This window comes from Streptomyces sp. NPDC006458 (genome assembly GCF_040612135.1).
Classification (GTDB): domain Bacteria; phylum Actinomycetota; class Actinomycetes; order Streptomycetales; family Streptomycetaceae; genus Streptomyces.
The window spans coordinates 1-19,017 of sequence record NZ_JBEXPR010000060.1; the positions used below are offsets into that span (position 1 = coordinate 1).

Consider the following 19,017-nt stretch of genomic DNA (forward strand, 5'->3'; position numbering starts at 1 on the left):
CTTTTTCTTTTGGTCCTTCTTGGGGGGGGTGGGGGGCGCGGCCCCCCCGGGGGGGGGGGGGGGGCCGGGGCCGGTGGGTCAGCGGGGGCGGGCGCCGGTCATGAGGTGATGGAGAAGGCCTCGCCGTACACGCTCCAGTGGAGCGGGATGTCGAGCTGGAGGTTGCCCTCGTCGAGGAACCGGCGCTGGGCGGTGCTCACGCGGGTGGTGTCGCTGTGCGCGCGGGCTCCCTGCGCATCTCCTCCTCCCGCGCGTCGAGGAAGGCGTGCAGGTAGGTGGTCTCGCTGCCGCCCTGGGCGGGCGTCCTCGCCCGGGACAGCGCCACCTGGCGGATACCGCGGAAGCCTTCCTCGCCGTGCATCACGGCCGCGTCGTAGTACGCGAACTGGCCGAGTGCCTTGAGTCCGTCCGACTTCGCCCGGGACACGGCCGGGTTGAAGTACACACGGTCCCGTTCGGACTCCTGGGCCGCCTGGAAGGCGGGGTCGCGGGCGGCCTCGCGCCAGGCGTCCTGGAAGCCGGGGTCCAGCCCTTCGTGCGAGTCCGTGCCGTTGACCGCGCGCAGCGCGTTCAGGTAGCGGGCGAGCGGGTTGCCCGGCTTCGCGGCGGTGTAGCGCTCGACGAGGTCGAGCATGTCGCCGGTGCCCGAACAGAAACCGATGATCCCGGCGGTGTAGCCGCGGCCGTCGCCGATGTCCTCGATGTAGGCGAACTGGGCGCGCCAGTCGAGGGAGGAGTTCTCGAAGGAGGACACCAGCTTCATGGCGACCTCCTTCTTCGCCGGGTCGTCGAGGTCGGTGCCGGAGGACGGCGGGGTGGTCGAGCCGCTGCCGTACGCCTCCACCTCCCACAGCGAGTAGCCGTACGGGGTCGCGCGCCGGGTGCCGTACACGCGCAGATAGCGGCCGGTGCCGCTGACGGTGAGGTCGTCGGTGCCGCCGTCACCGGCGCTGGTGCTGTGGAGCCGGCGCCAGGTGGAACCGTCGTCGGACAACTCGACGCGGTAGGCCTTGGCGTACGCCGCCTCCCACTTGAGGACGACGCGGTTGACGGTGGTGCCCGCTCCGAGGTCGACGCGGATCCACTGGTTGTCCACGCCTTCGGCGCTGGCCCAGCGGGTGGAGGAGGAGCCGTCGACGGCCTTGGCGCCGCCGAGGGTGCTGTTTTCGGTGGAGGAGACGGCGACGGGCTTGCCGAGGGCGAGGTTCGAGGGGGCGGCGGTGGCGGTGGGGATGCCGGTCAGGACGGGGGCGAGGAGTCCGGCTGTCACGGCAGCGGTGAGCGGGGCGACGCGCTGAATGTGCATCAGAGACATGTCACTCCAGTGGGGGCGACTGTTTGGAAACTTTCCTAACGATCGGAAGGGTGGGGAAGCGCCGCCTCCGGCGCAACCGCCTCTGCCCGACCCGGTCGCGTCGGTTCGTCACAGTGACCGGTCGCGTCGGTTCGTCACAGTGACCGGTCGCGTCGGTTCGTCACAGTGAAGACCGCGGCCCGCGGCCCGCGCCGGCGGCTTCCGGGGCCCGGCCTACCAGATCAGGCACCAGTAGGCGCCCGAGTTGCCGATGCCGATGCGGCCGACCTGCGGAACCAGACTCGGATCGGGCCGTCCCACGGCCGCCATCGAACACGCCGGGTCGCCGACGGCGCCCGCGGCCGCCATCCGCTGAGCGGCGGCCACGGCCTGCGGCGAGGTGAACCAGGTCGTCGACGTTCCCGTACCACCGGTCGGCGGGGCGGAGGGGGACGGCGTGGAGGGTGACGGGGTCGGCGTGGGCGTGGGCGTGGCGGACGACACAGGTCGCGGGGTCGGCGGGGGCGTGGCGGATGGCACAGGTCGCGGGGTCGCCGTCCGCGTCTGCGCGGGCGCCGGCGGTTCAGGGGTGCCGGCCCCTGGGTGCGTCGGTGTCGCCCGCGGGGTCCGTACGGCGGCCGAGGTGTCGGCTGCCGTCGGCCGGTGCGCGGGCGGCTCGCCGGTCGGGGTCGGCTCCCCCGATCCGGAGGTCCGCGTCGGCGAGGGCGTGCGCGTCGGCGTCGGGCGCGCGGTGGGAGACGTGTCCGGCGCGGGGGTCCATGAGGGCAGCGGGGACACGGTCGGCAGGGAGAGATCGGTGGACTCCGACGGCCTGGGGCTCGGCGAGTCGTTCTCCTGGGCCATCAGCGCCCACGTCCCGGCCCCAGTCAGTGCGAGCACAGCCACGGCCCCCGCGATCCACGGAGCCCGTCGGCGAGGGCGTCGGTGCCGGTTCATAGAATTCACTGTCCACGCGACCGGCGGCCACCTCAACCGCAGAGGCGGAACCGGCCCCGCCGTCCCCGGCGTGCACTCCCCCGCCGCCCTGCCAAACACCGGCGTACGTTCCCCCGCGCACGGCCTCGCGGGCACCGCCGAACACCACGGCGCGGGAGGCACGGTCATGCGCCGAACACCACGGCGCGAATGCCACGGTCACACGCCGAACACTCGCGTGCGCATGACGCGGTCACACGCCGAATACCCAGGTGCGAGTGACGCGGTCACACGGCGGATACCCGGGTGCGAGTGACATGGTCACGCCCCTAGGCTGCCCGGCGACGAACCGACGAGGCGTCTTGTCGACAGCGCGGCGGAGACCGGGGGACTGCCGACAGCGGCGACCAGCGGACCGAAGGAATGTGGGAAATGACGAGTCACCTGTTCGCGCTCTGCTTCGACGCGCACGAGCCACTGCGTGTCGCACGGTTCTGGGCCGGGGTCCTGGGCCGGGAACTGGTCGAGGACCCGCGCGACGGCGTCACTCTGCTGCCCGGCGACGACGGCGGTTTCCGTCTCCGTTTCGTGCCCTCTGAGGAGCCCAAGACCGTCCAGAACCTGATGCACTTCGACCTGACCAGCACGTCACCGGACGACCAAGTGCGGACGGTGGCCAGGGCCCTGGAACTCGGCGGGCGGCACATCGACGTCGGCCAGCGTCCGGAGGAGGGCCACGTCGTACTGGCCGACCCCGAGGGCAACGAGTTCTGCGTGATCGCCGCGGGCAACAAGTTCCTCGCCGACACCGGGGTCATCGGGGCGCTGGCCTGCGACGGTTCGCAGGCGGTCGGCTACTTCTGGAGCCGGGCGCTCGGCTGGCCGCTGGTGTGGGACCAGGACGAGGAGACCGCGATCCAGGCGCCGGGCGGCGGCACGAAGATCACCTGGGGCGGCCCGCCGCTGATGCCGCGGGCCGGCCGGGACCGGCTGCGCTTCGACCTCGTCCCGGCGGACGGTGTCGAGCAGCGGGCGGTCGTGGACGAACTGCTCTCGCTGGGGGCGACCCGCTTCGACCCCGGCCGGGACGAGAACGGCGCGGTGGCGCTGGCCGACCCCGACGGCAACGAGTTCGGCGTGCTGCCGCCCCGGTGACATCGCAAGCACCCGACCGCTGCGCCTGACGCGGTGCCCCGGCGGGACCCGCGCGCCCCGGGCCCGTCTCACGGGCCCGGGGCACGGTCTCGCACCCGGACGATCTCGCACCCGGACGATCAGCGCTTGGAGCCGAGGGAGGCGCCCGAGGTGCCGGCGGTGGCAGGCGCCTGCCCGTGGTGGAACGGGCCATGACGGACGAGGACCCGCGCCGCGGCCTGACCCTCGTCCTTGAGGCGGCACTGTCGTCGGCGGCCGGCGACTACAACGTTCTGACAGCGGCCCGCGCCGCCGGTGTGCTCACGGCCCAGACCGGCGACCAGTTCTTCGTCGCCCTGGAGAGGCTCGTGGAGCGCGGCAGAGGGGCCGGGGTGGTCCGGGACGACCTGGTCCCCGACGACCTCCGGAGGATCATGGCCATGCTCGTCAGCGTGCTGTGGACGATGGACCCCGACGAGGACGGCTGGAAGCGCTACGTCGCGCTGGTCCTCGACGGCCTCTCACCGGCCGCCGCCACCCCCCTCCCCCACCCCGCCCCCGCGCTGCGGCGCCGCACCCTCTGACGGGCCCGCGCGACCCCCGTGCGGTGGGTCAGGCGGACGGCATGCGCCGCAGCGCGTCGGCGGCCGAGTCCCCCGTCGCCAGCGCGACGTCACGGACGGCCGGGTCCACCTTCGCCGCGCGCATGGAGGTCGCCGACTTCCGTGTCTGGAGGAGGTGTTCGCGCATTGCGGAGCGCAGCAGCCGGTCGAACGGCGCCCCTTGGGCGGCACGCAGAGCCGCCCACTCCCGGCGTTGACCATGCCCGGCATGTCGTGCCCCTCGTGCGGGTTGCCGTCGGGCACCCCCGCTTCAGCCAACAGGGCACGCGGGCCGCGGAGTTCACGGCCCTCCTCGTCGGCCACGTCCGCCGCCCAGCGCTTGAGAGCCGGGTCGGAGACGGCGGCCCGTATGCTGCTGGCCCGTCTGGCGGGCGAGGAGTTCGGCGAGCGGCACGTGGTCCTGCCGACGTCGCTGGTCGTCCGTCGGTCGACGGCCGCCGGTTGACGGCCGCCGGTTGACGGCTGCCGGTTGACGCCTCGCCCGCGGATCGGGGCACGGGCGACCACGACGGCCGGCCGCCGCGATCACGGGATCGGCGGCGGCCGGTTCGGCTCGGCGGGACGTGCCGCGGTCAGCACTGGGGGCGGCGCCCGTGGTTCGCGGCGTGCTTGCGGCGGGACTTCTTCTTGCGGCGTCGCTTCGAGGACATGGCAACCTCTCACGGTGTCAATGGAGTCGCCCGCAGGCGATCAGATCAGCACAAACACGATATCCCCGAGCGTTTCGCCTCTCCACCGCTGGCCGCACACCCTGTGCCGTCGCCCCGGCGGTTGCCGCGAGCCCGACAGGCGGCCCTTGAGTCTGCGCACCCCCACCGCCCGTGATGTACTCGACTACACCTTTCGAGGAGGTTCACGCATGCGTGCGGTCACGTACAACGCCTACGCCCAGGACAATGCGCGCCTGCGGCACGGCGAGGTCCCCGACCCGAAGGTCGCCCCCGGGCAGGTGCTCATCCAGGTACGGGCGGCCGGGGTCAATCCGGTGGACTGGAAGCTCATGGCGGGCGGGCTCGACGGGATGATGGACGCCGTCTTCCCCGTCATCCCGGGCTGGGACGTGGCCGGGGTCGTGACCGGCCTCGGACCGGACGTGCCCGACTTCACCGTCGGGGACGAGGTCATGGCCTACGCCCGCAAGGACGTCGTGCACGCGGGAACCTTCGCGGAGTACGTGGCGGTCGACGCGATGGCCGTGGCCCGCAAGCCGGCCGCTCTGGACTGGCCCCGGGCGGCGGGGCTGCCGCTGGTCGGGCTGACCGCGCTGCGCAGCCTGGACCGGATGGACGTGGGCGCGGGCGACACCCTGCTGGTGCACGGCGCCTCGGGCGGCGTGGGAAGTCTGGGGGTCCAGCTCGCCGTCGACCGGGGCGCGCGGGTGATCGGGACGGCGTCCGAACGCAACCACGACTTCGTGCGGAGCCTGGGCGCGGAACCGGTCGCGTACGGCGACGGCGTGGTCGAGCGCGTGCTCGCGGCGGCGCCCGGCGGGGTGAGTGCCGTCGCCGACTTCGTGGGCGGGCAGCTCGATGTGACCCTCGCCGTACTGGCCCCTGACGGCCGTCACGTCTCCATCGCGGACCCGACGGTCCAGCAGCACGGCGGACAGTGGATCTGGGTGCGGCCGGACGGTGCGAAGCTCGCCGAGCTGGCCTCGGTGGCCGACCGGGGCGCGCTGACCGTGGAGATCGCGGGCACGTTTCCGCTGGAGGAGACCGGCGCGGCCTTCGACGCCAGCCGGACCGGGCGCACCCGGGGCAAGCTGGTCGTCGTCCTCTGACCGCCGAGCGCGTCCGACCCCTGGGCGCCCTCGTCCGGGGGCCCCTGCCCCCTCAACGCCCCTCATCCGCACGTCCCGAGGAAGCGGACATGATCCCGAAGGAGCGGACATGACCGGTGGACCCCGACCGATCGGCGCCGAGGGCCGTCGCGCGCTGGAGCAGGAACTCACCCATCTGCGGGCCGAGCGGCGCACGGTCGCGGAGACCCTCCAGGGCGGCGACTCCGACGAGATCGGCGATCTCGCGGACCAGGCCGACGAGTTGCAGCGCGCTGATCAGCTCCATCGGCTGGACGCCCGGATCGAGGAGATCACGCTGCGGCTCCGCCAGGGGACCGCGGCGGAACCCGCGCCGACGGACGTGGTGGGCGTGGGAAGCACCGTCACCGTCCGGTTCGCGGACGGTTCGGAGCAGACGGTCGAGATCGGCGAGATCGCCGTCGCGCTCGACGAGACGCTGGTGACGGCCGACAGCCCGTTGGGCGGCGCGCTGCTCGGACACCGTGTCGGCGACACCGTCAGTTACCTGACGCCCGGCGGACAGGACACGGCGACGGTGGTCTCGTTGGGCGCCTCGTAGACCGTGGCGGCGGCCTCGGAGCGACCCGTTCGGAGCCGTGGGCTGCGGACGGTGGTCCACACGCCGTACGGCCGGATCGCCGCGTACGTCGCCCACCTGCCCTCGGTCCGGCTGGGGGCGGGCGGCTGGCCTCCTCGCGGCGCGACGCGAGCGCCGAGCCGCTGGGCCGGGTGATCGCTGCCGAGGAGCAGCGGTCGGTGATCCTCCTCGGTGCCTCAACGGGACGGTCGACGACCGGGGGTTGGCCCCACTGACCTGGCGGCTCGACACTCCTCGGCGCGGCTTCGCCTTCAGCTTCCCGGCCGCTCTGCCCCGGGACCGTGCGACCTGGAGCTACCCGCACGCGGCCACCCGCGCGAGAGCCTGCCGCCTGGGACCGTTCCGCCTGGGTCACCCCCTCGGGATCGTGCCGCCCGGGACCGTTCGGCCTGGGGCGCCCGCATGAGGTCGTGCGGGCGCCCGTCCGCGGGGTGTCCGTCGTGTCCGTCGTGTCCGTCAGCGGGTTCCGGGCCGGTCGCCGGTGTCCGGGTGTTCCAGATGGGAGGCCAGGACGGCGGCCTGGACCCGGCGCTGGACACCGAGTTTGGCCAGGAGCCGCGAGATGTGGTTCTTGACGGTCTTCTCCGACAGATAGAGCTTCTTGCCGATCTCACGGTTGGTCAGACCGTCGCCGATCAGGGCGAGGATGTCCCGCTCCCGCGGGGACAGGCTCGCGAGCTCGGGCGGGACCGCGGGCGTCTCGGCGGGGTCGGTGCGCAGCGACCGCATCAGGCGGGCCGTCGTCGCGGGGTCGAGCATGGACTGCCCCGAGGCGACCGTGCGCACGGCGGAGACCAGGTCGGTGCCCCTGATCTGCTTGAGTACGTAGCCCGAGGCGCCGGCCATGATCGCGTCGAGCAGGGCCTCCTCGTCGTCGAACGAGGTCAGCATCAGACAGGCCAGCTCCGGCATCCGGCTGCGCAGCTCCCGGCAGACGGTGATGCCGTCGCCGTCGGGGAGACGCACGTCCAGCACGGCGACGTCGGGGCGCAGTGCCGGGCCCCGCACGAGGGCGTGCTCGGCGGTGTCCGCGTCGCCGATCACCGAGATGTCCGGCTCGGCGTCGAGGAGGTCGGTCAGGCCCCGTCGTACGACCTCATGGTCGTCCAGGAGGAACACACGGATCGGGTTCTGCTCCGTGAAGGTGCCTGTGCCGGCCATGACGACCCCTTGTCCCCAGTGGTTCGTGGCGAGCGTGCCGAGTGCTCTCGGCTCGATCATCGCGCGCCGGGCCGGGCGGCACTAGGGCCGACCGGCCCCAGTCGGGGCCGCACAGAGCGGTTCGGGGGGCGGCGCACGGGGTTCGGGATTCGGTCGGGCGCACGGGGGTTCAGATGCGGCTGCCGGATCCGCAGGGCCCGTACAGGTCCAGCAGCCGGGTCCGTGCGGAGCGCAGCCGGTGGGCGAGGACGTCGCCGACCCACTGGGTGACGGCGTGGTCGAGGCCGGGGTCGTCGCGGCACATCGAGCGGATGGCCGTGGCGTCGAACTCGTAGGCCCGCACGGGAGTGGTCGCCTCGGCGCCGAGGTGCCAGACGTGCGGGGTGAACAGCCAGGACCAGCCGATGAGGTCGTTGTGCCGGAGGGTCTCGATGACCGCCGCGCGCCGGCCGGGCACCCGCATGTCGAGCTCGACGGTGCCGGTCCGGACGATCCAGAACCGGTCGGCGCGGCCGCCCTCCTCGAACAGACGCGTCCCCGCGGGGAAGGACACCGGCCGGGCCGTGCGCAGGAGCCTCTCGCGGTGCTCGGCGGGCAGGGCGCGCAGCATGCTGGGCGTGGGGGTGGTGATCACGATCTGCCTCCCGACTCGACGGAACCTTCGCCGCCAGCGTCCCGCCGCCCCCGACGGGGTGCCATGGGCCGTCCGGGCCGTGCGGGCGGGCCGGACGGGTCCCTCGCCCCGGGCGCCCCCTGGGCCGGTCGTCCCCTCGTCAGGCCCCAGTGGCCCCTGCCGGTGGCGGCGGTGCCGGACGCAGGCTCGAAGTGGAAGTCCCGGTCCAGGAGGTGGGGATCATGACACGCAGCGTCATCGTCGGTCTCGACGGCTTGCGCGAGAGCCGCGCGGCGGCCGAGTGGGCGGCGCGCGAGGCGCGGCTGCTCGGACTGCCGCTGAAACTGGTGCATGTCACGGAGCCGGTGCCGGAGCCCCTGGCGCAGGCGCCGCTGCTCGGCACCGAGACCCAGCAGCACTGGGCCGAGCGCATCCCCCGCGAGACGGCCGAGGGTATCCGGCTGCGTCACCCCGGCCTCGACGTGACCATGGAGCAGATGTCCGGCCTGCCCGCCGAGGTGCTGGCGAAGCTGGCCGAGGACGCCGAACTGCTGGTCCTCGGCTCCCGTGGGCTCGGCGGGGTGGGCGGCTTCCTGCTCGGCTCGGTCGGGCTCGCCGTCGTGGCCCGCGCGGAACGGCCCGTGGTCCTGGTCCGGGCCGGGCAGCAGGCCGCGGACGAGCACGCCATGGACCCGGCGGGCATCCCGTCCGCCGCCGGGCCGTTCCGGCCGGTGGTGCTCGGCCTGGACATCGAGAACCCGGACGCGCGGCTGATCGAGTTCGCGTTCGCCGCCGCCTCCCGCCGCGACACCACCCTGCGGGTCGTGCACGGCTGGAACCCGCCGCCGTACTACGCGTACGGCCTGTCGGTGAATCCCGAACTCCACACGGTGCTGGCACGGCAGGAGGCCGTGGCCCTGAACGAGGTGCTGCGCCCCTGGCGCGAGAAGTTCCCGGACGTGGAGGTCCTCCAGGCAACGCCCTACGGCGCCGTCGCGCCCCACCTCGTCGACGCCTCGCGTGAGGCCTCCCTGGTCGTCGTGGGCCGCCGGGTCCGGCGCAGCCCGATCGGTGCCCGCATCGGGTCCGTCGCCCACGCCGTGATGCACCACGCCGTCGCCCCCGTCGCCGTCGTCCCGCACGACTGAACGACCCGTGCCGCGCCCCCGCCCCGCGCACTGTGTCCGGACGGACCTCGCAGACACGCTCCGAGGAGCCGGCGCTGCCACCGGCCGACCACCGCTTCAGCGGAGTGCCGATGGTGGAGGAGGACGACCGGGTGCTCGGGGCCGTCCCCGAGACGGACCCGCCGGTGCGCCGGGCGGAGACCTCCCGCAGGTGCGCCGCGCGGAGACCTCCCGCAGGTGCGCCGCGGAGACCTCCCGCCGGTGCGCCGCGCGGAGATCTCCCGCCGGTGCGCCGGGCGAGATCTCCCGCTGGTCCGCGGCGCCGCGCCGGACGCGTCTCGCGGCCCTGACGCGCGGCGCCCGGCGGCAGACCGCGCGCAACGGGGCCCGCACCGCCGGGCGGTGACGACCGCGCCGCCGCTCACGGTCTTCGGCGAGGCCGCCCGGATCCTGGCCGGGCGGCACGTGCGGCGGCCGCCCGTTCCGGACGCGGGCGTCCGGAACGGTGGGCGTCAGGGCAGGGGCGGGACGGAGATCGCCGTCTCGGCGACCGGCCGGGTCGACGGTGTGCTCGCCGTCGTCGACCGGCTCACCGACCGGCGGGACGACAGCGCGTTCCGGGCCGCCGAACGGGCGACCTGCCGGGCGCGCCGGTGGGAGTGTGCGGTCCGGCGGGTCCCTCGGGCGTCACGCGCCCGGCGCCCCCAGGGGCAGGTGAGGGTGGATCTCGAACACCTCGCCCAGTCCGGTCGCTTGCAGCATGCGCAGGAAGCAGTTGCTGGCGCTGACCAGGCGGAGCCGGCCGTGCCGGGCCCGGACGCGGTTGCGGGTCCGGCACAGGACCGCCAGCCCGGAGCAGTCGATGAAGGACACGGGACGCAGATCGACCACGAGGTCGGGGTGCGGTGCAGACGTGAGGTCGTCGAGGTGCCGGGCCACCGGGATCGCCGTCAGGACGTCGATCTCGCCGTGCAGCGTCAGGACGGTCGTCCCCTCGACATGGCGCACGGTCCGGGCTGCTGCGGCCCTCGTGTCGTTCTCGGACATGTGCAGATGAAAGCCCCACCGCCGAGGTTCGCGGTAGGGCCGAACGGTCCCCCTCCGGTCCGCTCCCGCGGACCCGCCCGACGCCCCTTCGGCGGTCGCGCCGGCCGTACCCCGTTGGGCCCGCGAAGGGCCCGACCGGCCCAAGCGGTCGCCCCGCACCGGGGTCAGGCTGGAGGTGCGGGGCGGTTCCGGCGCCGGATGGCAAGGCCGCTCGTACCGGCCGCCGGGCCCGGACTCCGCGCCACTTCGAGCGAGGTGAGGAACGCCATGAAGGGCCATGTGTTCCACGGCACCGGACAGTCCGCCTGGGAAGAGGTCCCGGACCCGGCCGTGAAGGACCCCACCGACGCGATCGTGCGGGTCGAGGCCGTCACCATCTGCGGCACGGACCTGCACATCCTCAAGGGTGACGTGCCCGAGGTACGCCCCGGCACCGTGCTCGGCCACGAGGCGGTCGGCGAGATCGTCGAGGTCGGCCGGGACGTGCGGACCGTACGACCGGGCGACCGCGTCCTGATCTCCTGCATCAGCGCGTGCGGGCGCTGCTCGTACTGCCGGCGGGGCATGTACGGCCAGTGCCGGGGCGGTGGGGGCTGGATCCTCGGCCATCTCGTGGACGGCACCCAGGCCGAGTACGTCCGGGTGCCCTACGCGGACCTGTCCGTGCACCCGCTGCCGGGCTCCCTGGCGAGCGCGGACGCCGTGCTGCTCGCCGACATCTTCCCCACCTCCTACGAGGTGGGCGTGCTGAACGGGCGGGTCCGCCCCGGCGACACCGTCGCGGTGGTCGGCGCGGGACCCATCGGGCTGGCCGCGATCAGCACGGCCCGGCTGTTCTCCCCGGAGCGGATCGTCGCCGTCGACCTGGCACCGGCCCGGCTGGACGCCGCCCGGCGGCTCGGGGCCGACGCCGTGGCGAACGCGCGGGAGAACCCCGAGCAGCTGGTCGCGGACCTCACGGACGGGCTCGGCGCCGATGTCGTGATCGAGGCGGTCGGCGTGCCCGAGAGCTTCGAGGCGTGCACCCGTATGGTCCGGCCCGGCGGACACGTCGCCAACGTCGGTGTGCACGGCGCCCCCGCGACCCTGCACCTGGAAGACCTGTGGATCAAGAACATCACCATCACCACCGGTCTGGTCGACACCTACTCGACCCCCACCCTGCTGCGCATGGCCACCGCCGGACGGCTGCCCACCGCGCAGCTGGTCACCCACACCTTCCCGCTGGACCGCATGGAAGAGGCCTACGACGTCTTCGCGCGAGCCGCGGAGACCGGCGCGCTCAAGGTCGTGCTCGACGGGACGATGGCCAGCGCCGACACCGGTGAGCTGAGGTGACCACCATGGCAGGAACCACGTCCGCCGAACGGCCTTCGGGCGACCTGGGACGACGACTGGCGGCGCGGCGCGCCCAACTCGGCCTGTCCCGGCCGGAGGCGGCCGACCGGGCCGGGGTGGCCGTCAGCTATCTGACGCATCTGGAGGAGCATCCCGGCGCCACGCCCGGCCGGGGCACCCTGCTCACCCTTGCGGCGGCCCTGGACACCACGGTCTCCGACCTCACCGGCGGCCAGGCCGACCTGCCGCCCGGCCCCGAACAGGCTTCCCGGACCGCCGAGTTCACCGAACTGGACCCGGACGAGTGCAGGTCGCTGCTCGGCGCGCACGGCGTGGGGCGGGTGGCGGTGGCGACCTCCGAAGGGCCGGTGATCGTGCCGGTCAACTACAGCGTCGTCGACGACGCGGTCGTCTACCGCACCGCCTCCGGTACGACGCCCTCGTCGGCCGCGGACCAGCAGGTGGCCTTCGAGGTCGACCGGATCGACGAAACCTTCGGGCAGGGCTGGAGCGTGCTCGTGCGAGGACGCGCCGGCACGGTCACCGAACCCGACGAGGTGCGACGGCTCACGGACACCGCGCACAGCCGGCCCTGGGCCGGGGGCGACCGGGAGCTGTGGATACGGATCGAGCCGCAGACGATCACGGGGCGCCGTATCACGGCGTGACACGGGCGGCCCGGCATCAGGGCGTGACGCGGACCCGTCCGTTCCCCCCGGACCCCGACCAGTCCCGGCCGGGACCGCCTCCCCGGGGGATCATTCCCCGTTCCCGGCCCGTCCGTTCCGCCCCGGACCCCCACCCGTCCGAGACCGCTCCCCGCGCCGACCCATCCCCCGCACCGGACCCGTCCGTTCCGCCCCGGACCCCCAACCCCGTCCCGGCCGAGACCGCCTCCCCGCGCCGACCATCCCCCGCACCGGACCCGTCCATTCCGCCCCGGACCCCCACCCGTCCCGGCCGAGACCGCTCCCCGCGCCGACCGTCCCGCGTTCCGGGCCGGGATCATCCCGCGTCCGGGCCGCCGTCTCCGGTGAGGTCACCGTCCCCCACGAGCCGTATGCCCGTGATCAGATCGGGGCGGATGCGGATCGCCTGGTCCATGGTCCGCGCCACCCACGGCCGTACCAGCGCGCGGCAGCGCGCCAGGTCGTCGGGGTCGGTCACCGGCCTGGCGTACCCGGTCACCACCACGCTCCAACCGAGATGGGTGCGCGGGTCGATGGCGTCCGCCTGGTAGGCGACGACGACCCCCGAGGCGTCGGTCCGCCGGGTGTGCGAGGTGAGGGCCGCGCCCTCGTGCGAGCGGATGACGATGTCGCCGCCGTCCAGCGCGTGGTTGACCGGGCGCACGGTCGGCAGCGCGTGCCGGGTGAAGACGATCCTGCCCAGGGACACGCTGCCCAGCAGCCGTAGCGCCTCGTCGGCGTCGAGTTCGACGGTACGGCGAGGTCCGGTGGCTGCCGGTCCGGCCGGCCGGCTGTCGTGGTGAAGCATGGCGCACTTCCGTAACCGTGTGGGGCTCGCTCGTCGGTGTGCCGGGGTCCGGGCGGAGCCAGGGAGTCACTCGTCCTCCTCACCGGCCGTGCTCCTCGGCCGGGGCACCGCTACAGCGTCGAGCGCGCGGCGGCCGCGCCGACAGGTGCTGTCCGTCCCGGCCAGGGGGGCCGAACGGCCCCTGTGCGGAGCGGGCGTCCGGGGCGCCGCGGCGGGAGCACGGCGAAGGGCCCCGGTCGCGCGCCGTCGCACACCCCGGACCGGTAGCGTGAGACACGGCCGGAGCGGCCCGCGCCAGACCACCCACGGATCGGAGGAGACGCAGGTGGCAAGCCACGAGCAGCCCCCGCAGGCCCGGGCAGGACTGCCGCAGCTGAGGCTGGACGAGCTCCTGGGGGAGCTTCAGGCCCGCCTCGACGCCGCTCGCGGCACACGGGACCGGGTGCACAGTCTGCTGGAGGCGGTGCTCTCGGTCGGCCGGGAGCTGGATCTGCACCAGGCGCTGCGCAGCATCGTGGAGGCGGCCGCCGTGCTGGTCGACGCCGAGTACGCGGCGCTCGGGGTGATCGGACCCGACGGCAGGCGCCTGTCCGACTTCCACACCGTCGGGATCAGTGAGCGCCAGATCGCCGAGATCGGCCACTACCCGGAGGGGCACGGCATCCTCGGCGAACTCATCCGCCGCCCTGAGCCGTTGCGTCTGGCCAAGATCTCCGAGCACCCGGCGTCGTACGGCTTCCCGCCGAACCATCCGCCGATGAACACGTTCCTCGGTGTCCCCATCCGGGTGCGCGACCAGGTCTTCGGCAATCTGTACCTGACCGAGAAGCGGGGCGGGGCGCAGTTCGACGAGGAGGACGTCTCGGTGACGTCCACGCTGGCCGTCGCGGCGGGTGTCGCCATCGACAACGCCCGGCTGTACGAGGAGTCCCGGCTCAGGGAGCGCTGGCTGCGGGCGAACGCGGAGATCACGCACAGCCTGATGTCCGGCGCCGAACACGGCGAGGTGCTCGGGCTGATCGCCGACCGGGCGCGGGAGATCACCGGCGCGGCCCTGGCCGTGGTCGCGATGCCGATGGAGGACACCGACTCGCTCGGCGTGGAACTGGCCATCGGCCCACGGGCGGAGGCGCTGCGCGGCTTGGTGCTGCCGGAGCACGGCAGCCTGATCGGCGAGGCGTTCACGACGGTCGCGCCCGCCACCACCCCGGACATCTCCGACGACGAGCGGGTGGCGGCGGGGCCGCCGCGTTTCACCGGGCTCGGTCCCGCGGTCGCCGTACCGGTCGGCACGGGCGAGGGCGGGGTGCGCGGTGTCGTGCTGCTCGTCCGTGAGGCGGGGCAGACGGTGTTCGCCGGCAAGGAGATCGAACCGCTGCTCGGCTTCGCGGCGCAGGCCGCGCTCGCCATGGAGCTCGCGGAACGCCGGCGGGACGCCGAACAGATCGCCGTGCTGGAGGACCGCGACCGGATCGCCCGCGATCTGCACGACCTGGCGATCCAGCGGCTGTTCGCGACCGGCATGACCCTGGAGAGCGCGGGCCGTTTCATCGAGCATCCGGAGGCCTCGGAGCGCGTGGTGCGCGCGGTGGACGACCTGGACGAGACCATCAAGATCATCAGGTCGACGATCTTCGGTCTGCGCTCGCGCGAGGGCACCGGCGGGACCGGGCTGCGGGCCCGCGTGGTGCGGGTCGCCGGGGAGAAGGCTCAGGTGCTGGGCTTTCCGCCCAGTGTGCGGATGGAGGGCCTGGTGGACACCGAGGTGCCGCGCGAGATCGCCGACCATGTGGTGGCCGTGCTCTCCGAGGCCCTCACCAACATCGCCCGGCACGCCCGCGCCGAGCGGGCCGACGTCGTCCTCGCGGCCGAGGGGCGGAAGGTGCGTCTCACCGTCACGGACAACGGCGTCGGCATCCCGGCGGGGGGCCGCCGCAGCGGGCTGCGCAACATGGCCGAGCGGGCTCGGGAGCTGGGCGGGGAACTGGAGCTGAGCAGTCCGCCTGGCGGCGGCACCACGCTGGTGTGGTGGGCGCCGGTGGCCACCGAGTAGTCGCGCGCCCCGGGCGGGACCCACGGACGGTCCGGTCCCCGGGCCCCGCCCTTCCTGGGGGCACAGGTGCGTCGTGCGGGGCGTCAGCGCAGACCTGTGGCCAGGGCCGCCGTCAAGGTGCCGCTGTCGCCGACCGTCTCCCAGATCATGCGGCGAACGCCTTGCTGAAGTGCTGGTACCCCAGTGGCGCCCACCCGAGGTGCTGGACGAGGCCCGCGCGGAAACGTACGCAGGACGCGGCGACGCGAGGCGGGGCAGGCCCTCCACCGCGTTCGTCTCATCGCGCCGGACCCGAGCATCGTCGCCCCGGGCGGAGCCGCCTTCGACGCAGCCCAGCGCATCGGCGACGCCGTCACCGAGGACGAGACGGAAGCGCTCGCCCTGGCGTTCCGGCAGGCCGTCGCCGCGTTCCTCGACGCGGCGGAGCTCACCTCGGCCGGCCGGGTCCGGCGCTGCCCAAGGTCCGGCTCTCAGGCACCCGGGCCCGCTCGCGCAGTTCCACTCGGGCCGCCGGGCCGGCGTTCGGGGCCGACCAGTACGGGTGCCACTGCAGTTCGACGGACAGGGCGAGGAGGCGGCGGCGCAGGAGGGTGTTGTGTGCCGGACGGGGGGCGGCGAGGGCGGCGTAGGTGCGATGCCAGTCGGCTTGCAGGCGCAGCAGGTCCGGGGGGAAGGGGTAGTGCTTCACCTTCCCCACGTTATCGAACAAAAAATCGAACACGCGAGTGCGCCACAGGCTGATCACTGAGCCTAGAATCAAAAGTGTGTTCGATGACCTGCCGCCCGACCTGGACCGCCTGCGCACCCTGCGGGTGTGGCACGCGCTGTGCCTGCGGCAGATCGACGCCAAGATCGCCACGCTCCAGCGGCGGCAGGCCGAGGAGGAGCACGGCCGCCGGGTCCGCCCCGAGCCCCCGGAGTGGCTCGTCGAACTAGGCATCGGCACCGGTCGCCCGCCGGTGCGGGTTCACTCCGGTACCTGCCACCTGGCCGGGAAACGGCGACAGCGGATCACCCGCGAGGAGGCCCTCCGCCTCCTGACCGCCGGCGGCCTGCCCGCCTGCGGCCACTGCGAGCCCGACGTCCAGCTGCGCATCATCGACTTATCCACCCGCACCCGACACAGCCGAGGACACACCACCGGAACCGAGGACCAGCCCCATGAGCGCAACCGCACCACCCCCGGCCGAACCCGACCCCTCCGCCCTCACCTGCCCCGGCGACCAGGTCGGCCCCTGCGCGGCATGTCAGCGCAAGACCCACAAGTACGGCCGTGGTGGCACACCCCTGTGCCGGTGGTGCATGGCCCCGGCCCTGGCCGGATGGGGGACCAACGCCCGGTACGTCAGCGCCGAGCCGGCCCAGGGGCTGTCCCGTCAGCGCTGATCGGGCTTCTCGGGGTCCCGCTCCCCCGGCAGCAGCGGTTGGCCCAGCGTGCCGGGTGGGGAGAGGCCGGCCACCACCTCGGTGAGGACGGCACAGGCCTGCTCGATCTTGCGGTAGGTGTTCTCGCGCTCGGCGACCACAGCCACCAGCAGCAGCGTGGTGAGGGCGGCCGCGCCGTTGAGGCCCTGGAGGACGACCATGTTCTCGATGAGGCTGCGGTCCGCGAAGGGGCCACGCCGGTGGGTGGAGGCCACGACGGTGAGCACGGAGAGGGCGAGCACACAGGGCGCGGCGCCGACCAGCTGGGTACGCAGGGCCGCCCAGACGAGCAGGGGAAACACCAGGAACAGCAGATGCAACGGGCTGTCCGTGACGGCCGCCGTGATGGCCACCGTGGCCGCCACCAGCAGCGCGCGTTCCAGCCACTCACCCATGCCGCTCTCCCGGAGCGGCATGGCGTTGCGCAGGCCGAGCAGCAGCGGTGTGACCACCAGGACGCCCATGGCGTCGCCGGTCCACCACGCCGCCCAGACCGACCAGAACTCGCTCCAGGTGAGCCCCCCGCGGACCAGCAGCGTCACACTTCCCACCGCCGAGCTGACCAGCATCCCGGCGAGGGCGCCTCCGAAGACGAGCGCCAGGCCGTCCTTGAGCCGGTCCATCTCGGTGCGGAAACCGAGACGACGCAGCAGCCACCAGGAGCACAGCGGCCCCGCCACGCTGCCCGCGGCGATGGCGAGGGCGGCGGGGGTGAGCGGGCCGAGGCTCGCCATGACCAGCAGAGAGCCCAGGGCGATGCCGGGCCAGACCCGGACGCCGGCGATCAGCAGGGAGGCCAGGGCCACACCCGTGGCCGGCCAGAGCGGAGTGATGCGGGCGCCTCCCACGACGACGTGGGCCAACAGGCCGAGCTTGCCCGTGACGGCGTAGGCGAGCGCGACGACGAGGATCGTGACCCCGGTCGAAGCCGGACGTCGCAGGCCCACGGAACGCACCACGTCCGCCATGACACGCCATGCCCGGCGCGAGGCGGGCGGTGACACGCCAGCCGCCGCCCCTTTGTCACCCTGGTCCCGCAGAAGCCAGCACCAGCACCGCCGCGTCGTCCGTGTGCCCGGTCAGGTCGGCGACCTCGATGACCCGCGCCGCGAGCCGGTCCGGATCCTCGTCCGCCCCGGAGCGGACGATGCGCAGCACCTCCTCCAGCCCGGCCTCGATCGGGAACGCCGGTCCCTCCAGCACCCCGTCCGTGACCAGGGCGATCGCCCCTCGGTCGGGCAGGTGGTGCCGGGTGACGGGGAAGCTCGCTCCGGGCACTATGCCGAGGGGCGCGCCGCCCTCGTCCTCGATGACGCCGCCGCGCCCGTCGGCCGCCGCCCAGACGGCGGGGACATGTCCGGCCCGGGCCGCGAGGAGATCCCCGGTGGCCGGGTCGAACCGCAGGAAGCTGCACGTCGCGAAGAGACCGCAGTCCATCGACACGAGCAGGTCGTTCGTGCGGCTGAGCACCTCACCGGGGTCGTTGGTGAACGCGGCCGCCGCGCGCAGTCCGATGCGGACCTGGCCCATGAAGGCCGCCGCCTCCACGTCGTGGCCCTGAACGTCACCGATCGAGAACGCCAGCGACCCGTCCGCGAGCCGGAAGCCGTCGTACCAGTCGCCGCCGATGTCCAGGCCGGACCGGGCGGGCGCGTAACGGGCCGCCGCCCGCAGGCCCGGCAGCTCGGGCAGGAAGTCGGGCAGCATCCCGCGCTGGAGCACCACGGCCAGTTCGATCCGGGCCCGGTGCAGCTCCGTCTGCTCCAACGCCTGCGCGGTGAGCTGGTCGAGCTTGGCCAGCAGGGCGTCGGCCTGCGCCTGGCGACTGAAACGATGCCGGGACATGGGCCTCCGAGAAGCGCCGGAAACGGGCCACCGGGCGAGGACCACACGACCGGCGGAAGATGGGCTTTCTTCCGGGCTCAGGGCTCATGGTCCGTCGCCGGTCAGGGCCCGCCCGAGGCGGAGACGGCTGCCGCGCAGACCCCACGGCCGATCGTAGTGCCGCCGCGCACCGAGCGCCCGCCGGACCGAGGCAACCATGGCTGGACCGAGACCGCCGCGCACGGAGCGTCCGCCGGACCGAGGCAACCACGGCCGGACCACGCCTGCCGCGGTGAGCCGGGCAGAGCGGGACGCTCCCCGGCCTACGGTGGCGCACGGCCCCGGTCCGATGCCCCGTGCCGCCCCGCCTCGGTCGGCGGCCGCCCGCGGGACGCCGCACACGCCCGCCCGGTCCCGGGCAGTCCCCGCGGCGGGAGCCGTGAACACCCAGGCCTAGTGCCCCGGCAGGCAGCGTTTGCCCGTCAAGGAGCGGCGTCCGGCGCGTGCTCTCGGTGTGCCGGGTGCAGGCCCTCGTACTGGATGTAC

At 73.9% G+C, this 19,017-nt stretch carries 19 protein-coding genes and 4 pseudogenes; 11 read left to right on the forward strand and 12 right to left on the reverse strand.

Features of this window, described 5'->3' with window-relative positions:
• Positions 1-98: 98 nt before the first annotated feature.
• The 4 genes and pseudogenes from ABZZ79_RS38655 to ABZZ79_RS38670 all read right to left on the reverse strand — a co-directional run.
• Positions 99-793, reverse strand: a pseudogene (locus ABZZ79_RS38655) (chitosanase); the annotation flags it as partial.
• A gap of 111 nt (positions 794-904) precedes the next feature.
• Positions 905-1,315: pseudogene (locus ABZZ79_RS38660) on the reverse strand (discoidin domain-containing protein); the annotation flags it as partial.
• A 213-nt stretch (positions 1,316-1,528) separates the two neighbouring features.
• Positions 1,529-1,798, reverse strand: coding sequence for a hypothetical protein (locus ABZZ79_RS38665; RefSeq protein WP_356697210.1), 270 nt, complete (start codon positions 1,796-1,798; stop codon positions 1,529-1,531).
• Between the two features lie 79 nt (positions 1,799-1,877).
• The gene (locus ABZZ79_RS38670; RefSeq protein WP_356697212.1) at positions 1,878-2,075 is read right to left on the reverse strand and encodes a hypothetical protein; all 198 of its coding nucleotides are present in this window, start codon (positions 2,073-2,075) and stop codon (positions 1,878-1,880) included.
• A 587-nt stretch (positions 2,076-2,662) separates the two neighbouring features.
• On the opposite strand from ABZZ79_RS38670, the gene ABZZ79_RS38675 reads away from it, so the two are divergent.
• Both ABZZ79_RS38675 and ABZZ79_RS38680 read left to right on the forward strand, forming a co-directional pair.
• Positions 2,663-3,385 (forward strand): VOC family protein, encoded by a 723-nt coding sequence (locus tag ABZZ79_RS38675; protein WP_356697214.1) that lies wholly within the window; start codon positions 2,663-2,665, stop codon positions 3,383-3,385.
• A gap of 191 nt (positions 3,386-3,576) precedes the next feature.
• A complete protein-coding gene (locus ABZZ79_RS38680; protein WP_356697216.1) occupies positions 3,577-3,948 on the forward strand; it encodes a hypothetical protein in 372 nt (123 codons plus the stop codon).
• Positions 3,949-3,976: 28 nt separating this feature from the next.
• Here the strand turns inward: ABZZ79_RS38680 and ABZZ79_RS38685 are convergent, their stop codons facing one another.
• A complete protein-coding gene (locus ABZZ79_RS38685) occupies positions 3,977-4,114 on the reverse strand; it encodes a hypothetical protein (RefSeq protein ID WP_356697218.1) in 138 nt (45 codons plus the stop codon).
• Positions 4,115-4,846: 732 nt separating this feature from the next.
• On the opposite strand from ABZZ79_RS38685, the gene ABZZ79_RS38690 reads away from it, so the two are divergent.
• The 3 genes and pseudogenes from ABZZ79_RS38690 to ABZZ79_RS38700 form a co-directional block, all read left to right on the forward strand.
• On the forward strand, positions 4,847-5,767 hold the full coding sequence (locus tag ABZZ79_RS38690) for an NADP-dependent oxidoreductase (RefSeq protein WP_356697220.1): 921 nt from the start codon (positions 4,847-4,849) through the stop codon (positions 5,765-5,767).
• Between the two features lie 109 nt (positions 5,768-5,876).
• Positions 5,877-6,347, forward strand: coding sequence for a GreA/GreB family elongation factor (locus ABZZ79_RS38695; protein ID WP_356697222.1), 471 nt, complete (start codon positions 5,877-5,879; stop codon positions 6,345-6,347).
• A gap of 33 nt (positions 6,348-6,380) precedes the next feature.
• Positions 6,381-6,660: pseudogene (locus ABZZ79_RS38700) on the forward strand (endonuclease/exonuclease/phosphatase family protein); the annotation flags it as partial.
• Positions 6,661-6,842: 182 nt separating this feature from the next.
• Here the strand turns inward: ABZZ79_RS38700 and ABZZ79_RS38705 are convergent.
• Together ABZZ79_RS38705 and ABZZ79_RS38710 are read right to left on the reverse strand one after the other, a co-directional pair.
• Positions 6,843-7,547, reverse strand: coding sequence for a response regulator transcription factor (locus ABZZ79_RS38705; RefSeq protein ID WP_356697225.1), 705 nt, complete (start codon positions 7,545-7,547; stop codon positions 6,843-6,845).
• A 169-nt stretch (positions 7,548-7,716) separates the two neighbouring features.
• Entirely contained in the window at positions 7,717-8,181 is a 465-nt protein-coding gene (locus ABZZ79_RS38710; protein WP_356697227.1) for a cyclic nucleotide-binding domain-containing protein, read from the reverse strand.
• Positions 8,182-8,402: 221 nt separating this feature from the next.
• Here ABZZ79_RS38710 and ABZZ79_RS38715 point away from each other — a divergent pair, with 221 nt between their 5' ends.
• Positions 8,403-9,308: a universal stress protein gene (locus ABZZ79_RS38715; RefSeq protein WP_356697229.1), complete on the forward strand. Its 906-nt coding sequence runs from the start codon at positions 8,403-8,405 to the stop codon at positions 9,306-9,308.
• A gap of 666 nt (positions 9,309-9,974) precedes the next feature.
• On the opposite strand, the gene ABZZ79_RS38720 is transcribed toward ABZZ79_RS38715, so the two are convergent.
• Positions 9,975-10,334 (reverse strand): STAS domain-containing protein, encoded by a 360-nt coding sequence (locus ABZZ79_RS38720; RefSeq protein ID WP_356697231.1) that lies wholly within the window; start codon positions 10,332-10,334, stop codon positions 9,975-9,977.
• A gap of 267 nt (positions 10,335-10,601) precedes the next feature.
• On the opposite strand from ABZZ79_RS38720, the gene ABZZ79_RS38725 reads away from it, so the two are divergent.
• Both ABZZ79_RS38725 and ABZZ79_RS38730 read left to right on the forward strand, forming a co-directional pair.
• Complete coding sequence (locus ABZZ79_RS38725; protein WP_356697233.1) at positions 10,602-11,672, forward strand: zinc-dependent alcohol dehydrogenase family protein; 1,071 nt, start codon at positions 10,602-10,604, stop codon at positions 11,670-11,672.
• A gap of 5 nt (positions 11,673-11,677) precedes the next feature.
• Positions 11,678-12,340 (forward strand): pyridoxamine 5'-phosphate oxidase family protein, encoded by a 663-nt coding sequence (locus tag ABZZ79_RS38730; RefSeq protein ID WP_356697235.1) that lies wholly within the window; start codon positions 11,678-11,680, stop codon positions 12,338-12,340.
• A gap of 337 nt (positions 12,341-12,677) precedes the next feature.
• On the opposite strand, the gene ABZZ79_RS38735 is transcribed toward ABZZ79_RS38730, so the two are convergent.
• The gene (locus ABZZ79_RS38735; protein WP_356697237.1) at positions 12,678-13,169 is read right to left on the reverse strand and encodes a pyridoxamine 5'-phosphate oxidase family protein; all 492 of its coding nucleotides are present in this window, start codon (positions 13,167-13,169) and stop codon (positions 12,678-12,680) included.
• Positions 13,170-13,494: 325 nt separating this feature from the next.
• Here ABZZ79_RS38735 and ABZZ79_RS38740 point away from each other — a divergent pair, with 325 nt between their 5' ends.
• Positions 13,495-15,222, forward strand: coding sequence for a GAF domain-containing sensor histidine kinase (locus ABZZ79_RS38740; RefSeq protein ID WP_356697239.1), 1,728 nt, complete (start codon positions 13,495-13,497; stop codon positions 15,220-15,222).
• 427 nt (positions 15,223-15,649) lie between these two features.
• Here ABZZ79_RS38740 and ABZZ79_RS38745 read toward each other — a convergent pair whose 3' ends face one another.
• On the reverse strand, positions 15,650-15,910 hold the full coding sequence (locus tag ABZZ79_RS38745) for a hypothetical protein (protein WP_356697241.1): 261 nt from the start codon (positions 15,908-15,910) through the stop codon (positions 15,650-15,652).
• A gap of 124 nt (positions 15,911-16,034) precedes the next feature.
• On the opposite strand from ABZZ79_RS38745, the pseudogene ABZZ79_RS38750 reads away from it, so the two are divergent.
• Positions 16,035-16,304: pseudogene (locus ABZZ79_RS38750) on the forward strand (DUF6233 domain-containing protein); the annotation flags it as partial.
• Between the two features lie 79 nt (positions 16,305-16,383).
• Positions 16,384-16,608: a hypothetical protein gene (locus ABZZ79_RS38755; RefSeq protein WP_356697243.1), complete on the forward strand. Its 225-nt coding sequence runs from the start codon at positions 16,384-16,386 to the stop codon at positions 16,606-16,608.
• On the opposite strand, the gene ABZZ79_RS38760 is transcribed toward ABZZ79_RS38755, so the two are convergent.
• Both ABZZ79_RS38760 and ABZZ79_RS38765 read right to left on the reverse strand, forming a co-directional pair.
• Positions 16,599-17,615 carry an MASE1 domain-containing protein gene (locus ABZZ79_RS38760; protein ID WP_356697245.1) on the reverse strand — a complete coding sequence of 339 codons (1,017 nt, stop codon included), beginning with the start codon at positions 17,613-17,615 and terminating at the stop codon, positions 16,599-16,601. The genes ABZZ79_RS38755 and ABZZ79_RS38760 overlap by 10 nt on opposite strands.
• Before the next feature lie 55 nt (positions 17,616-17,670).
• The gene (locus ABZZ79_RS38765; RefSeq protein ID WP_356697247.1) at positions 17,671-18,492 is read right to left on the reverse strand and encodes a PP2C family protein-serine/threonine phosphatase; all 822 of its coding nucleotides are present in this window, start codon (positions 18,490-18,492) and stop codon (positions 17,671-17,673) included.
• Positions 18,493-19,017: the final 525 nt, after the last annotated feature.